15 protein-coding genes are annotated in these 14319 nt (G+C 70.3%); 1 reads left to right on the top strand and 14 read right to left on the bottom strand.

The window, feature by feature from the left end; translation table 11 throughout:
• Window position 1: 1 nt before the first annotated feature.
• The 11 genes from ABFX50_RS19515 to dacB form a co-directional block, all read right to left on the bottom strand.
• Window positions 2-460, bottom strand: coding sequence for a DUF3180 domain-containing protein (locus ABFX50_RS19515; RefSeq protein ID WP_346148242.1), 459 nt, complete (start codon window positions 458-460; stop codon window positions 2-4).
• A complete protein-coding gene (folK, locus tag ABFX50_RS19510) occupies window positions 457-960 on the bottom strand; it encodes a 2-amino-4-hydroxy-6-hydroxymethyldihydropteridine diphosphokinase (RefSeq protein WP_183653705.1) in 504 nt (167 codons plus the stop codon). Before folK ends, ABFX50_RS19515 begins: the two co-directional genes overlap by 4 nt.
• A complete protein-coding gene (gene folB / locus ABFX50_RS19505) occupies window positions 957-1322 on the bottom strand; it encodes a dihydroneopterin aldolase (protein ID WP_346148240.1) in 366 nt (121 codons plus the stop codon). The genes folK and folB overlap by 4 nt, the downstream gene beginning before the upstream one ends.
• Window positions 1312-1758, bottom strand: coding sequence for a nuclear transport factor 2 family protein (locus ABFX50_RS19500; RefSeq protein WP_183653700.1), 447 nt, complete (start codon window positions 1756-1758; stop codon window positions 1312-1314). Before ABFX50_RS19500 ends, folB begins: the two co-directional genes overlap by 11 nt.
• Window positions 1755-2597: a dihydropteroate synthase gene (gene folP, locus ABFX50_RS19495; protein WP_346127887.1), complete on the bottom strand. Its 843-nt coding sequence runs from the start codon at window positions 2595-2597 to the stop codon at window positions 1755-1757. The genes ABFX50_RS19500 and folP overlap by 4 nt, the downstream gene beginning before the upstream one ends.
• A 153-nt stretch (window positions 2598-2750) precedes the next feature.
• Window positions 2751-3329, bottom strand: a complete 579-nt coding sequence (gene folE, locus ABFX50_RS19490; RefSeq protein ID WP_183653697.1) for a GTP cyclohydrolase I FolE — start codon at window positions 3327-3329, stop codon at window positions 2751-2753.
• The gene (gene ftsH / locus ABFX50_RS19485) at window positions 3326-5323 is read right to left on the bottom strand and encodes an ATP-dependent zinc metalloprotease FtsH (protein WP_183653695.1); all 1998 of its coding nucleotides are present in this window, start codon (window positions 5321-5323) and stop codon (window positions 3326-3328) included. Before ftsH ends, folE begins: the two co-directional genes overlap by 4 nt.
• Before the next feature lie 232 nt (window positions 5324-5555).
• Window positions 5556-6113 carry a hypoxanthine phosphoribosyltransferase gene (gene hpt / locus ABFX50_RS19480; protein WP_312895753.1) on the bottom strand — a complete coding sequence of 186 codons (558 nt, stop codon included), beginning with the start codon at window positions 6111-6113 and terminating at the stop codon, window positions 5556-5558.
• 10 nt (window positions 6114-6123) lie between these two features.
• Window positions 6124-7122: a tRNA lysidine(34) synthetase TilS gene (tilS, locus tag ABFX50_RS19475; RefSeq protein WP_346148237.1), complete on the bottom strand. Its 999-nt coding sequence runs from the start codon at window positions 7120-7122 to the stop codon at window positions 6124-6126.
• 222 nt (window positions 7123-7344) lie between these two features.
• Window positions 7345-8451: a zinc-dependent metalloprotease gene (locus tag ABFX50_RS19470; RefSeq protein WP_346148235.1), complete on the bottom strand. Its 1107-nt coding sequence runs from the start codon at window positions 8449-8451 to the stop codon at window positions 7345-7347.
• Window positions 8452-8599: 148 nt separating this feature from the next.
• Window positions 8600-9967, bottom strand: a complete 1368-nt coding sequence (dacB, locus tag ABFX50_RS19465; protein ID WP_346148233.1) for a D-alanyl-D-alanine carboxypeptidase/D-alanyl-D-alanine endopeptidase — start codon at window positions 9965-9967, stop codon at window positions 8600-8602.
• A gap of 104 nt (window positions 9968-10071) precedes the next feature.
• On the opposite strand from dacB, the gene ABFX50_RS19460 reads away from it, so the two are divergent.
• Window positions 10072-10569 carry an inorganic diphosphatase gene (locus ABFX50_RS19460; protein WP_183660335.1) on the top strand — a complete coding sequence of 166 codons (498 nt, stop codon included), beginning with the start codon at window positions 10072-10074 and terminating at the stop codon, window positions 10567-10569.
• A 50-nt stretch (window positions 10570-10619) separates the two neighbouring features.
• Here the strand turns inward: ABFX50_RS19460 and ABFX50_RS19455 are convergent, their stop codons facing one another.
• The 3 genes from ABFX50_RS19455 to ABFX50_RS19445 all read right to left on the bottom strand — a co-directional run bounded on the left by ABFX50_RS19455 (window position 10620) and on the right by ABFX50_RS19445 (window position 14166).
• Entirely contained in the window at window positions 10620-11801 is a 1182-nt protein-coding gene (locus tag ABFX50_RS19455; RefSeq protein ID WP_346148231.1) for a C40 family peptidase, read from the bottom strand.
• A gap of 86 nt (window positions 11802-11887) precedes the next feature.
• Window positions 11888-12529 carry a hypothetical protein gene (locus ABFX50_RS19450; RefSeq protein WP_346127875.1) on the bottom strand — a complete coding sequence of 214 codons (642 nt, stop codon included), beginning with the start codon at window positions 12527-12529 and terminating at the stop codon, window positions 11888-11890.
• Between the two features lie 5 nt (window positions 12530-12534).
• Window positions 12535-14166 (bottom strand): sigma-70 family RNA polymerase sigma factor, encoded by a 1632-nt coding sequence (locus ABFX50_RS19445; RefSeq protein ID WP_346148228.1) that lies wholly within the window; start codon window positions 14164-14166, stop codon window positions 12535-12537.
• Between the last annotated feature and the right edge of the window lie 153 nt (window positions 14167-14319).

Below are 14319 nucleotides of genomic sequence, written 5' to 3'. Positions count from 1 at the left end.
ATCAGAAGTCCTGACGTTCGTCGTCGGGCTTCTTGGGCACCCTGCAGGAGTTCTCGAGGTAGAGGGCCGCGCAGATCAGCACCACGAACGCCAGGAACGAGCCCGTCGCCACGAAGAACTCCTGGCCGGGCGACTCGCTGGTCAGCAGTTGCACCGTGGTCAGCGTGAACCCCGCGAACAGGCCGGCGAAGACCGCGCCCACATAGGCCGAGGCCTTCGCCAGCGCCGCCAGGCGGGCGACGGCGAGCGGCTCGACGGGCTTCGTGTCCGGCTTGCGGGCGATGCGCGCACGCGTCATCCAGCCGCTGTAGGCCTCACCGATCGCCAGCAGCAGCACCGTGGGGATCGCCGTCCACGGCAACCGGGGGAGCTCGGAGTAGATCTGCCTGACGATCAGCCAGGCCAGCAGGGCTACGACAACGAGAATGCCGGCCAGGACGGCCGGGCGGGTGGGCTTCAATCCGGCCCCTGCAGCTTGAGGTCTTCGCGCAGCCGTACGCCGCTCCTGTCGAGCCCGGCCAGCAGGTCGGCGACGGGGCCGCGGCCGGGCAGCACCGCGTCAGGGTCGGCCTTGGACCACGGGACCAGCACGAAGGCCCGCTCATGGGCGCGAGGATGCGGCAGCGTCAGCGCGGGGTCGTCGGAGATGATGTCTCCGGCGACGATCACATCGACGTCGAGGGTGCGCGGCCCCCAGCGTTCGGCCCTGACCCTGCCGAAGGCGTTCTCGACGCTCTGCGCGCGGTCGAGCAGGGTCTCGGGGCTGAGCTTGGACTCGGCGACGACCACGGCGTTGAGATACGGCTTCTGCCCGTCGGGGCCGCCCACCGGGTCGGTCTCGTAGACCGGAGACACGGCGACGAACCGCAGCCCCGGCGCGTCGAAGAGGGAGTCGAGGGCGCCCTGGAGCGTCTCGAAGCGCGGCTCGAGGTTGCTGCCGAGAGCGAGGACGACTCTCATGACCGGCTCCGCAGGATGGTGACGGCCACGTCGTCGAAGGCGAGCGGGATCGGCGCCGCCGGTTTGTGCACGGTGACCTCCGCCGTCTGGACCAGCTCACTGGCCAGGCAGACCTCCGCCAGGCGCTCGGCGAGCGTCTCGATCAGGTTGACGGGCTCGCCCTCGACGACCTTGGCCAGGTCGAGAGCCAGCTCGCCGTAGTGCACCGTCCGGGTGACCTCGTCGCTGCCGGCGGCGGGCCTGGTGTCGAGGAACAGGGTGACGTCGATCACGAACTCCTGGCCCAGCTCGCGTTCGGCGGGCAGGACGCCGTGACGGCCCCTGAAGCGCAACCCCTTGAGGGTGATCCGATCAGCCGTCAAGATCGCCTTCCTCCTCCTCGTCATCGTCGCTCTGGAGCACGGGTGAGCCGTGGTGCATCCACAGCCGCCAGCCCTGAGCCGACCTGACGTAGACGTTGCTGGCCACCACCTTGCCCGCGGCGAAGCTGGCCTCGCCCTCCTCACCCGCGGTGAGGATGTTCTCCACGCAGGTGAGCACGGCGAGATCGCCGAGCACGGTGGTGCGCACGTCGGTGAGCACGAACTGGATGTAGGTCGTGTTGGCCATGATGAGCGCCCATGAGCGCAGCACCTCGCCCCTGCCCGCCAGCATCGTCCAGCCGGGGTGCACGCAGCTCACCTGGCCGTCGGTGGTGTCCTCGGCCCAGATCTCGGTCATCTTGTCGAGATCGGCGTCCTCTATGGCGGTGTAGAAGGACTGGTTGATCGTCTCGATCGCAGCGGTGTCGACGCTCATCGGCCGCCTCCTCGCTTCCAGGCGGCCGCCACACGGACGGCATCGGCGTTGGGGCCCACCTCGTGCACCCGCACGCACCACGCGCCCGCGTGGGCGGCCAGCGCGGTGACCGCGGTGGTGGCGTGGTCGCTGCGGCTGAACGGGCGGGGAGTCCCGTCGGAATCGGCCAGCAGGCGACCGAGGAACCTCTTGCGCGAAGCCCCGATCAGCAGCGGATAACCCAGCTCGTTCAACTCCTCGATGCCGTTGAGCAGCGCCCAGTTGTGCTCGGCGTTCTTGGCGAAACCCAGGCCGGGGTCGAGGACGATCTGGCTCTCGGAGACGCCCTCCGCCAGCACCAGGTCGACCCGCTTGGCCAGCTCCTCACGCACCTCGGTGACAACGTCGGAGTAGACCGCCCTGCTGTCCATGTCGTGGCTGTGACCGCGCCAGTGCATGACGACGTACGGCACGCCCGTGTCGGCGACCACCCTCGGCATCTCGGGGTCGGCCAGACCGCCGCTCACGTCGTTGACCAGCTCGGCGCCCGCCTCGACCGCGGCCTTCGCGACCTCGGCCCGCATCGTGTCGACGCTCACCCGTACACCCTCGCCGCTCAGGGCGCGGATCACCGGCACGACCCTGGCCAGCTCCTCCTCCAGCGGCACCCTCGCGGCGCCAGGCCTGGTGGACTCGCCGCCGACGTCGACCAGGTCGGCGCCCTCCTGGACCAGCTCGAGGCCGTGGCGGACGGCGGCGCTCTCGTCGAACCACAGGCCGCCGTCGGAGAAGGAGTCGGGGGTCACGTTGACCACGCCCATGACGAGGCAGCGCTCCTCACGTGGCAGCCCCATCTTCATATCCCCAAGCCTAGGTGCATCACTCGCGTCGCCTCCCCAGGGGGTGTCGGGTAGTGGATAACGATCCTGTACGGCACAGCGGCCCCCCGACGAACACAGGCCCCACGCCGTGGGTGGCGTGGGGCCTGTGTGCCGTACAGAGGAACGGACCGATCAGCGGCCGATGATGAGGGCCATCGCCTCGGCCCTGGTCTTGTCGCTGCTGCGGAAGTCACCGCGGACCGCGGAGGTGAGCGTCTTCGCACCCGGCTTGCGCACCCCGCGCATGGTCATGCACAGGTGCTCGCACTCCAGGACCACGATGGCCCCGCGCGGCTCCAGGATGCGCATCAGCGCGTCGGCGATCTGCGAGGTCATCCGCTCCTGCACCTGCGGGCGCCTGGCGAAGACGTCCACCAGGCGCGCCAGCTTGGACAGGCCCGTGACCTGGCCCTTGTCGTTCGGGATGTAGCCGACGTGCGCCATCCCGAAGAAGGGGACCAGGTGGTGCTCGCACGTCGAGTAGACCTCGATGTCCCGCACGAGGATCATCTCGTCGTGGTCGACGTCGAACACCTTGTTCAGCACGTCCTCGGGGCTCTGGTTGAGCCCCGAGAACTGCTCGGCGTACGCCCTGGCCACCCGGCCAGGAGTGTCGATCAGGCCGTCACGGTCAGGATCCTCGCCGATCGCGTAGAGGATCTCCCTGACGGCCTTCTCGATCCGAGCGTGGTCGACGTCGCGCGGTTTCACGCACCCTCGCCGGAGGGAAGTGCGTTGTCGGCGTGCCCCGGGATCAGAGCGCCGTTGCCGGACTGCTCCTTCGGGGTGAGAACCGGCGGGCGGTCCGAGGGGAGCCGCTTGCCGTAGCCCGCGTAGGAGGGGCGGTGCTCCCTGACGACCACCGAGGAGAAGATCTCCACCACCTGCTGGCGGGAGAGGGTCTCCTTCTCCATGAGCTCGAGCACCAGGTTGTCGAGGACGTCGCGGTACTCGACCAGGATGTCCCACGCCTGGTCGTGCGCCGTCTCGATCATCCGGCGGACTTCCTCGTCGATCGTGGAGGCGATCTTCTCGGAGTAGTCGCGCTCGTGGCCCATCTCGCGGCCGAGGAAGACCTCGGCGTTGCCGGTGCCGAACTTGCGGGCGCCGAGCTGCTCGCTCATGCCGTACTCGGTGACCATGCGGCGGGCGACGGCGGTGGCCTTCTCGATGTCGTTGGAGGCGCCGGTGGTGGGCTCGTGGAAGACGAGCTCCTCCGCCGCGCGGCCGCCGAGCAGCATCGCGAGCTGGTCCATCATCTCCGACCGCGTGGCGAGGAACTTGTCCTCCATCGGCAGGGTCATGGTGTAGCCGAGCGCGCGCCCACGGGAGAGGATCGTGATCTTGTGCACGGGGTCGCTGTTCGGCAACGCGTGCGCCACGAGCGCGTGACCGCCCTCGTGGTAGGCGATCATCTTCTTCTCCTTGTCGGACATGACCCGGGTCTTGCGCTCCGGGCCCGCCATGACGCGGTCGATCGACTCCTCGAGGATCTCCATCGTGATCAGCTTCTGGTCGGCGCGTGCGGTGAGCAGCGCGGCCTCGTTGATCACGTTGGCCAGGTCGGCGCCGGTGAAGCCCGGCGTACGGCGCGCGATGACGTCGAGCTCGACGTCCGGCGAGAACGGCTTGCCGCGGCCGTGGACCTTGAGGATGCCCTTACGGCCCTCGAGGTCGGGCCTGTCGACGGTGACCTGACGGTCGAACCGGCCGGGACGCAGCAGCGCGGGGTCGAGGATGTCGGGCCTGTTCGTCGCGGCGATGAGGATCACGCCGCCCTTGACGTCGAAGCCGTCCATCTCGACGAGCAGCTGGTTCAGCGTCTGCTCGCGCTCGTCGTGACCGCCGCCGAGGCCGGCGCCACGGTGGCGGCCGACGGCGTCGATCTCGTCGATGAAGATGATCGCCGGGGCGTTCGCCTTGGCCTGCTCGAACAGGTCGCGCACGCGGCTGGCGCCGACACCCACGAACATCTCGACGAAGTCGGAGCCCGAGATGGAGTAGAACGGCACGCCCGCCTCACCCGCGACCGCGCGGGCGAGCAGGGTCTTGCCGGTGCCGGGCGGGCCGTAGAGCAGCACGCCCTTGGGGATCTTGGCGCCGATCGCCTGGAACTTGGCCGGGGCCTGCAGGAACTCCTTGATCTCCTGGAGCTCCTCGATGGCCTCGTCCGCGCCCGCGACGTCGGCGAAGGTGGTCTTGGGGGTGTCCTTGCTGATCAGCTTGGCCTTGGACTTGCCGAACTGCATCACCCGGCTGCCGCCGCCCTGCATCTGGTTCATGATGAACAGGAAGATCAGCACGATGATGACGATCGGCAGGAAGCTGACGAGCAGGCCGAGCAGGAAGTTCTCCTGCGGCACCTCGACGGTGAAGCCACCCTTGAGCTTTCCTGCGGCGTCCTGCTTCTGCAGCTCGTCGACGAGCTGCACACCCTGACCGGTCACCCAGTTCGACTGGATGCGGTCGGTGGAGGTCTCGCCAATCCTGACCGGGCTGTTGAGCGTGAGCTCGATGCGCTGCTGGTCCTTGTCCACGAGCTTGGCGTTGGATACGTTGCCGTCGCGGATCTGCTTGAGCACCATGGACGTGTCGGCGGTCTTGAAGTTGCCCTCGCCGCTCCACATTGTGGTGACAAGCAGGAGCAGCACGACGATGCCCAGGATCCACAGCAGTGGCCCACGTGTAAATCGCTTGAGATCCATCCGATGCGGAACCCCTGCGGGCCCGTCCCTTCCTGACCAAGGCCTGGAACCCCGGTATGACCCGGGGCTGCGGCATCCGTCACCGCTCCTTCTGACTACCCGAGGGCGACACTGGGTCACCCCCTGCGTGTCAGAAGGTACACCGGGGGAGGCGCAGGGTCACTGCCCGCTCCTCCGGCCTTTGCCCTACCAACGTACGTCAGGTCACTCGATGTTCCCGGCCATTCCAGGTCTATGAGCCGCCGTAGACGTGGGGGGCCAGGGTGCCGATGAAGGGAAGGTTGCGGTAACGCTCCGCGTAGTCGAGCCCGTAGCCGATCACGAACTCGTTGGGGATGTCGAAACCGACGTACTTCACCTCGATCGGCACCTTGATGGCGTCGGGTTTGCGCAGCGCGGCGCAGATCTCAAGCGAGGCGGGGTTGCGCGACTTCAGGTTGTCGAGCAGCCAGCTCAGCGTGAGGCCCGAGTCGATGATGTCCTCGACGATCAGCACGTGGCGGTTGGTGATGTCGGTGTCGAGGTCCTTCAGAATCCGCACGACGCCCGAGGACTTGGTGCCCGCGCCGTAGGAGGAGACCGCCATCCAGTCGGTCTCGACGGCCAGGTGAAGGGCCCTGGCCAGGTCGGCCACCACCATCACCGCGCCCTTGAGCACGCCGACGAGCAGCAGGTCCTTGCCTGAGTAGTCTGCGTCGATCTGAGCGGCCAGCTCCTTGATCTTCGCCTGGAGCTCGTCTTCGGAGATGAGGACCTTCTCGAGGTCCTTGCCCATGTCGGCTGCGTCCACCTGGGTGTCCTTACGCTTGGTTCTCTTGCGCGGGGGCGAACACAAGGGTGCCATACCGCCGAACCACGCCAACTCCCCCGGGTAGGTCGGCCCTTCCCTGCCCCCGCCATGCCGTGATCAGCCGATCCGCTGCCAGCACGTGGCCCGCCGACAGCGCGCCGGCGGGTGCCCCCGCCGCGATCGCCGCCCGCCGCAACACCCGCCGCCTGACGGCGTCGGGGAGGCCCTCGAGCCCCGGTACGGCCAGCGCCACGCCCCCCTCGATATCGCTTAGAGCGCAATCGGCGAAGGCTCTCGCGGCCCACTCGTCGAGGGCGTCGGAGTCCTCCCGCGCCAGATCCGCGGTCCTCGCGAGCGCCTGGGCGACGCCTGGGCCGAGTTCGGCCTCCAGCATCGGCATGACCCTGGTTCGCACCTTCACCCTGGTGTAGCGGGGATCGGCGTTGTGCGGGTCGTCCCAGAAGAGCAGCCCGAGCGCGCGGCAGGCGCTCTCGGTGGTGTCCCTGCCCAGGTGGAGGAAGGGCCTGCGGTAGCGCCCCGCCCTCGAGGCCATCCCCGACAGCGACCTCGGGCCGCTGCCCCTGGCCAGGCCGAGCAGGACGGTCTCCGCCTGGTCGTCGCGCGTGTGGCCGAGCAGGACCGTGCGGGCGCCGAGGCGGTCGGCGGCCGTGGCGAGCGCCTCGTAGCGGGCGTCGCGCGCGGCGGCCTCGGGACCGCCCACCGTGCCGACGCGGACCTTCAGCGTCTGCGCGGGGGCCAGACCCAGCGCGGCGGCGTGCCCGAGCACGTCGGCGGCCCGCCCGGCGGAACCGTCCTGAAGCTGGTGGTCGACGGTCAGAAGGCCCGCCCTGAGGTTCGCCCTGGGCGCGACGAAGGCCAGTGCGGCGGCCAGCGCGAGGGAGTCGGCCCCGCCGCTGCACGCGGCCAGCACGAGGTCGCCAGGGCTCAGGTCGGCCAGCGCCTCGCGTACGGCACGCCGTACGTCGGCGACGGCGGGGTGTGGACCCATACCCGCCATTGTCCCGCCCGCGGAGAAGGCGGCGGCACCTCGCCCGGCGCGCGCCGACTCGCCCCAGCGCGCACCCAGTCACAAGGCGCCCGCCGACTCGCCCCGGCGCACGCCGAGTCAAGGGGCGCACGCCGAGTCAAGGGGCGCACGCCCAGTCACAAGGCGCGCGCCGGGGTGAAGAGGCGCGCGCCGAGTCGCGCGGCGGCCTCCGCCGGGGAGCGGTCAAGCCTCCGGGTCGGTGGCCTGCGGGGGGATGGCCGGCTGGTCCTGCGGGACCACGCGGGCGATCCAGCGGTCGGGCGCGGCGATCTCGTCGGAGGCGGGCAGGGTCTCGGGTGAGGTCCAGACGCGGTTGAACCCGTCCATCCCCACCTTCCCGACCACCTCGCGGACGAAGGCGGACCCTTCGGCGTACTGCTTCATCTTCATCTCGAGGCCGAGAAGCTTGCGCACCGTGCGGTCGAGGCGCGAGCCGCCCTCGCGGCGCTGGCTGAACTTCGACCTGATGTCGGCCACGGACGGCACCACGGTGGGCCCGACGGCGTCCATCACGAAGTCGCCGTGCCCCTCCAGCAGCGTCATCACCGCGGTGACCCTGTCGAGGATCTCCTTCTGCTCGGGCGTCTGGATCGCGTCGATGAGGTTGCCCTCGCCGGTGCCGCGCACGACGTCCGCCACGGTGTCGGCGGCGTTGCGCAGCCGTTCGAGCAGGGTGGGCAGGTCGAGGTCGGAGGCGAGCAGGAACTCGGTCATCTGCGACCTGACGTACTCGCGCAGCCACGGGACCCCGGTGAACTGCACCCGGTGCGTCTCCTCGTGCAGGCACACCCACAGGCGGAAGTCGCGAGGGTGCACCCCCATCTCGCGCTCGGCGTTGACGATGTTGGGAGCCACGAGGGTGAGGCGGCCGATCGGCTCACGTCCCGTGGGGTCGGGCGGGAGGAACAGCTCGTACTGGCCGAGCACGCGCGAGGCGAGGAAGGCGAGCACGGCGCCCACCTCCACGCCGGTGATGCGCGAGCCCACGGCGCTGACGATCGCGGGCGGAGGGTTGTCGCGGCTGGCCATCCGCTGGGTGAGCGGTTCGAGCACGACGCGGAAACCCTCGACGTTCGCCCTGATCCAGCCTGGTCTGTCGACGATTGTCGCGGGCTGCGGCGGAGTGGCCGCATCTATTCTGGTGAACTCGCGGACGTGGCCCTCCGCCTCTCGGGAGAGGGTGCGCAGTTCGGTGACGGCGTGGCGGGCCTCCTCACGACTCACCTGTGGTCCGGGGCGCACCAGGCGCGTGCCGGTCGAGACGGCCAGATCCCAGTCGATCACCTGCATAACGTCCACCGTACGTGCTTCCCTCCCCGCCTGCGAAGAACTGGCCACGGGCGTTCGGGACAGGGCCGGGGAGCGCGGGAGGACGGGTGGCCTGCGAAGAACCGGAGGCGGGGGTTCCCGGCGGGCCAGGAGGCGGGGCAGGCGGTCGTCAGGAGCGGGCGACGATGGCGGCGAGGCGGTCGAGGACGGGCTCGGCGTTGGCCGGCACCTTGTCGGCCATGAAGGCGAAGGTGACCAGCCGTCCCTCGAGCGTGGTGGCGAACCCGGCGAGGGTGTTGACGTTGTTGAGCGTGCCCGTCTTTCCGCGCACGAGGCCGACCTCGCCCTTGCTGTCGTCACGGGTGAACCTGTGACCCAGCGTGCCGGTGAACCCCGCGATGGGCATGCCGGAAAGGATCGGCCTCAGCGCAGGATCCTTGCTGGCGATGGCCAGCACGCGGGCCATGGCGTCCGCGCTGATGCGGTTCCTGATGGAGAGGCCGGAGGCGTCGGAGAGCATGACGCCCTTGGCCCCGCCGATCCTCTTCAGCGCGGCGATCATGGCGCGGGAGGCGCCCTCGAAGGAGGCGGGCTCGCCCTCCTTGATCGCCACGTGCCGCGCCAGCGCCTCGGCGAGGTCGTTGTCGCTCATCGTCAGCGTGCGCTCGACCAGCGCGTAGACGGGTGCCGACTCGACCGTCGCCAGCGCGGCCGCCCCCTGCGGCGCCCTGGCGGGCCGCACCTTCTTGCCGACGCTGATGCCGTACCTGTCGAGGAGCCCGGCGAAGGCGGCGGCGGCGAAGGCGGAGGGGTTGGTGACGCGCGGCGCTCTGGAGGAGGGGTGCTGGCGGCCCACGTCGATCGTCAGGGCGTGGACGGGAGCCACCTCGCCGTCGGGGATGTAGTTGGACTTCCAGCCGGGGGCGCTGGTGGGGCCGGTGAAGAGAGAGGCGTCATAGGAGAGCGTGACCTTGGTGACGCCCGACGACTTGAGCGCGGCGGCCGTACGGGAGGCCAGCTGCGCCAGCGAGGCCTGTTTCGGGTAGGCGCCCGCCTTGGCGTAGGGGCCCGCGAGAGTGGGGTCGCCGCCGCCGACCAGGATGATCGAGCTCCTGTTCGCGCCCTGGACCACCGAGGTCTTCAGGCGCGTGTCGGGGCCGAGGGAGGCCAGGGCCGCGACGCAGGTGACCACCTTCGTGGTGGAGGCGGGGGTGATGCCCGTCGCGGGGTTGGCGGCGAAGATCTGCTGGCCCGTGGCGGCGTCGAGGACCACGGCGCCCACCCTGCCGCCGAGCGCTTCGTCCCCCAGGGCGTCGGTGAGCTGCGAGGTCAAAGTACCCTTAGTCGGGAGAGGTCCGTTCCCACCCGTGGCCAGCACTGGCCCCGCGGTGATCACCGGAACGGGAGAAGGCTCCGCCGGCACGGTCGGTTGTGACTCTGGCCTCGTCAGCGCGCCCAGGCTGAAGTCGTTCGTGACGGCGTACGCGCCGGTCACGATCGTGACGGCCTGGAGCACGGCGAGTGTGGTCAACGTCACCCACCGCTCGCGCCTTACCACGTCGCCGACCCTCTCTCTCAGTTCGCCTACGAGACACTAACGCCCATCCGGGGGTGCCCGGGGGCTCGAGCGGAGGAACCGCGGTGGAGTTCGACGTTGTCGTTGAAATTCCGAAGGGGCAACGGAACAAGTACGAAGTGGACCACGAGACCGGCAAGATCAGGCTTGACCGGCTCCTGTTCACCTCCACGCAGTACCCCGCCGACTACGGGTTCATCGAGAACACCCTCGGTGAGGACGGCGACCCCCTCGACGCGCTGGTGCTGCTGCAGGAGCCGACCTTCCCCGGCTGCTACATCACCTGCCGCGCCGTCGGCATGTTCCGCATGACGGATGAGAAGGGCGGCGACGACAAGGTCCTGTGCGTCCCGGCCACCGACCCGCGGATGGAGCACATCCGCGACATCCACCACGTGCCCGAGTTCGACAGGCTGGAGATCCAGCACTTCTTCGAGGTCTACAAGGACCTGGAGCCCGGCAAGTCGGTCGAGGGCGCCAACTGGGTGGGCAGGGTCGAGGCCGAGGCCGAGATCGTGCGCTCCTTCCAGCGCGCCAAGGACGAGGGCTACGGCGCCCACTGACGCCGCTTCCGAGAGCCGCGCTCCCCTGCGGGGGTGCGCGGCTCTCGGGGTCAACGGGGCCTGGTCGCGCCGACCAGGTCTCTGCGCCACATCGAGGCGACGCGGACGACGTCGCCCGTCTGCGGGGCGTGCACCATCAGTCCCCTGCCGATGTACATGCCCACGTGGTGGATGTCGCCGGGGTTGCTGGTGAGCTTGCCGAAGAACAGCAGGTCTCCCCTGCGCAGCTGGTCGAGCGGGATGTGCGGGCCCGAGGTCCACTGGGTGCCGGTCCAGTGGTCGAGCCGGACACCGACCTGTTCCCACGCCCGCATGGTCAGCCCCGAGCAGTCGTAGCTGGACGGCCCCGCGGCCGCCCACACGTACGGCTTGCCGAGCTGCGACAGCGCCCAGTCGGCCGCGACGTCGCCCATGGTGGCGCTGGAGCCGCCTGCGGCCCAGCCTCCGGCGGCGGCGCCTCCCTTGTGCGCCAGCCGGGTGGCCAGGCGCGCCTCGCGTTCGAGCCTGGCACGTTCCAGGGCCTCTTCGCGCTGCCTGGCCAGCCGTTCGGCCGCACTGCGCGCGGCGTCGACCCTGCTCTGCAGCCGCCTCTTCTCGGCCTCGATCAGCTTGGCCTCCCTGGCCTGCCTGTCGACCGCCGCCCTCGCCGCCGCCTTGGCCTCCTCGGCCTGCCTGAAGGCGTCCTGCTGCTCGGCGTAGGCCTCCTGGGTCTGCGCGCGAAGGACAGCGGCGACCTGCTGGGTGTCGCGCACCAGCTTGAGCGTCTCGCCCTGCTCATCGCCCATGGAGGCGAGCATGCCCGCCCTGTGCAGGTACCCGGGGACGCCGCCTTCGTCGCTGAGCATGCCGACCATGGGGTTGCTCAGGTCCATGCCGCCGTAGGACTGTGCCGCCAGCATGGAGACGGCGGCGCTGGTCTCCGCCACCTTGGCCTCGGCGGCCTTCAGCCGCACCGTGGCGGCGGCGTGGCGGGCCTTGGCCTGCTCCAGCCGTACGAGCTGGCCGTTGTAGGCCTCCACCTTCCGTCCGGCCTCCGCGACCAGCGCCTCCAGGCGGGTGTGGGCGTTGGCCAGCCGTACGCTCGCCGTCCCCAGGGCCTCGGCCCTGTGCCGTACGGCGGCGCGCGCCTCGGCGACCTCGCCCGCGGAAGGGGCGGGTTCGGCGGCCGCCGGCGGGCAGGTCGCCACAAGCAGGCAGCAGGCGACAAGCAGCCGCTTCTTGACGGTGTGCATAGACTCCCCTCCGGGCATGAGTTGTCACTCTATGCACACACTTCCCGTTCGTCACACTCCGCACACCTGAACCTCACGTACCGTAATCATCGCAGGCGAAACAGGCGTTCTATCCAGGGCCGGACGGACACGGCGGCAGGAATCGTCCCGCGGGGATAGGTGAAGACCGGGGTCTCGCTCCCATACGCAGCGTGAAGTTCGGCGGCCTTGCACCAGTCGGCGGTGACGCGGGCGGCGGCCCAGGCGGCGGCGATCGCGGGACGCGACTCCGGATAGCGGTCGTAGGTCTGGTAGAGCGTCATGGTGGCGTGGGCCGCCTGATGACCGTCGCGCGGGTAGGCGCTGCCCGCGAGATAGGGGGCGGTGACCCTGCCGCCGTAGGGCGTGCCGAGCGCCCAGGTCCAGTCGGCGACGACCAGCGCCAGGACGGGGTCGGGCACGGTCGCCGCCGCGCCGTACATGCGCTCCTGGCGGGGGCCCGTCAGCCTGCGCTGGGTCCAGAGCCACTCGAGGTCGGAGGGGAGGTCGCCGGCGGCCAGCCACGAGAGCGTGGCCAGGGCGCGGGCGGTCAGCAGGCGGCACTGGTCGAGGACGTCGCGCAGCATGCGAGGGCCCGGGTCGAGCCAGGTCGGCCAGTCGACCTCATGAATGCGGGGCACCAGGTCGGCCAGCTCTCCCCTGAGAGGGAGCGGGCAGACCCTGTGCCCCTTGACGGTGAAGCGCTCCACCCGACCTACGCGTTCTCCTGGGTGCTCGACTCCGCCAGGACCGGCGGCTCCTGCGCACCCACATCCGGGGGCGTGCCCGCGCCTCCGCCTCCCGTTCCGTCGCCTGACCCGCCTCCGGAGCCGCCCTGCGCCGAGTCGCCTCGCGAGCCGCCGCCCGGCGCGGTGGACCCGCCGTCGGAGCCCTGCTGGGGGTCCTTCGTCGGCGCGGGCTCGGTGGTTGTGGCCGTGGGGGTGGGCTCGGGCTTGGGCGGATCGGTCGGCGTGGCGGTGGGCGTGGGGGACGGCGTCGGCTCGGGGTGGGTCGTCGGCGTGGCGGTGGGCGTGCCCGTCGAGGTCGGCCTCGGGGTCGGCTTCTTCGTCGGGCACGGCGACTTCGTGGGGCTGCCGTGGTGGTCACGCGGCGGCTTGGGGCTCTGCGTCACGCCAGGCGACAGCGTCTGGGACGGCTCGCCCGGCCCTGTGGGCGCAGGCCCTGGCCCCGTGTGCGTGGGGACGGGGACGGGCAGGTCTCTGCGCGTCGGCACCACGTCGGGCGTCGTCACGGTCACCGGCGCGGTCGAACGGTAGGCCCCGATCGGGTACGTCGCCGAGCTGTCGAGGATGGGCTCCACCGTGATGGGTGTCTCGTGCGGGTCGGGCAGCCACGGCAGCCTGATGCCCGGCGGCTCTCCGGTCGCGGGAAACGCCCCCGAGGCGATGCCCGTGAGTCCGTCACCGTCGTGGCCGAAATAGCTGAAGATCATCCCGATGGCCGCGACGGTGGCCACCGCCGCCAGCGCGCCCGCCAGCGCCTGCGACCAGCGCCGCCCCCTGCCGTCGCCTGACTGGGGAAACCCCTCCGCGTCGAGCGCCGCCGACCTGCGCGCCACATACCTCCTGTACGGCAGCAGCTCGGGGTCGACGAAGCAGCTCATCACCCTGACCCTGAGTGTCTCCGGCAGCACCACGGTCGGCAGCAGCTCGAACACCTTCGCCGTCGAGACCTGCCCCGCCCTGTGCGAGGCGCAGGTCTCGCACCTGGGCAGGTGGGTCACGACCTCCTCGCGCATCTCCGCCGTGAGCTCGCCCGCGAACCCGGAGAGGATCGCCGCTCGCTGGGCGCAGTCGTAGGGGCCCTTTCTCGCCAGGACCTCCGCGGTGATCGCGTCGCCGAGCCGGTCGCGGGCGCTCTCGTGCGCCGTCTCGACCTGGCGCGGCGTGACCCCGAGAACCGCCGCGACGTCGAAGGTGGACAGTTCGTGCCTGGCGGTCAGCTCCAGGAGCTCGCTCTCGGCGTCGGTGAGGGCGCGCACGGCGTTCCACGCCATGATCCGCAGGTCCGCGTCGGCTGCGGCCACGGCGGGCACCGCGACGAGTGTCTCCGTGGCGTCGTCGGCCACGGCTGCCGACCGGCGCCGCAGGCACTCCTGCCTGGCCAGCGCGTAGAGCCATCCTCGCAATCGGTCCGGGTCGGCCAGCGCGCCGACGTGCGCCTCCGCCGCGATCAGCGTGTCGCGCAGGGCGACCTGGGCGCTGTCGGGGCTTTTGAGGACGGACCAGCAGTATCGGTAGATGCCCTCGGCATGCGAGTCGTAGAGCGCGGTGAGGGCACCGGGGTCGCGGGAACGGAGAGCTTCGACCAGGACGCGGTCATTCATGTGACTGAAGGTAATGGATTGGTAACTAGTAGTTCTACCGATTCATTCGCGCTCGCAGGAAAAGCCCTCACTCGATTACCACCAATGACCGATTTATCTCCTTATTGGTGGGCGGAAGAAATGGCGGGGAGCGCGAGAAAGGGCCTCCGGTGT

Origin of the sequence: Nonomuraea recticatena (assembly GCF_039533245.1) — a bacterium.
In the GTDB taxonomy this organism is placed as follows: domain Bacteria; phylum Actinomycetota; class Actinomycetes; order Streptosporangiales; family Streptosporangiaceae; genus Nonomuraea; species Nonomuraea roseola.
The sequence above is the reverse complement of the archived record's forward strand: the minus strand, read 5'-3'. Positions and strand labels throughout refer to the sequence as shown.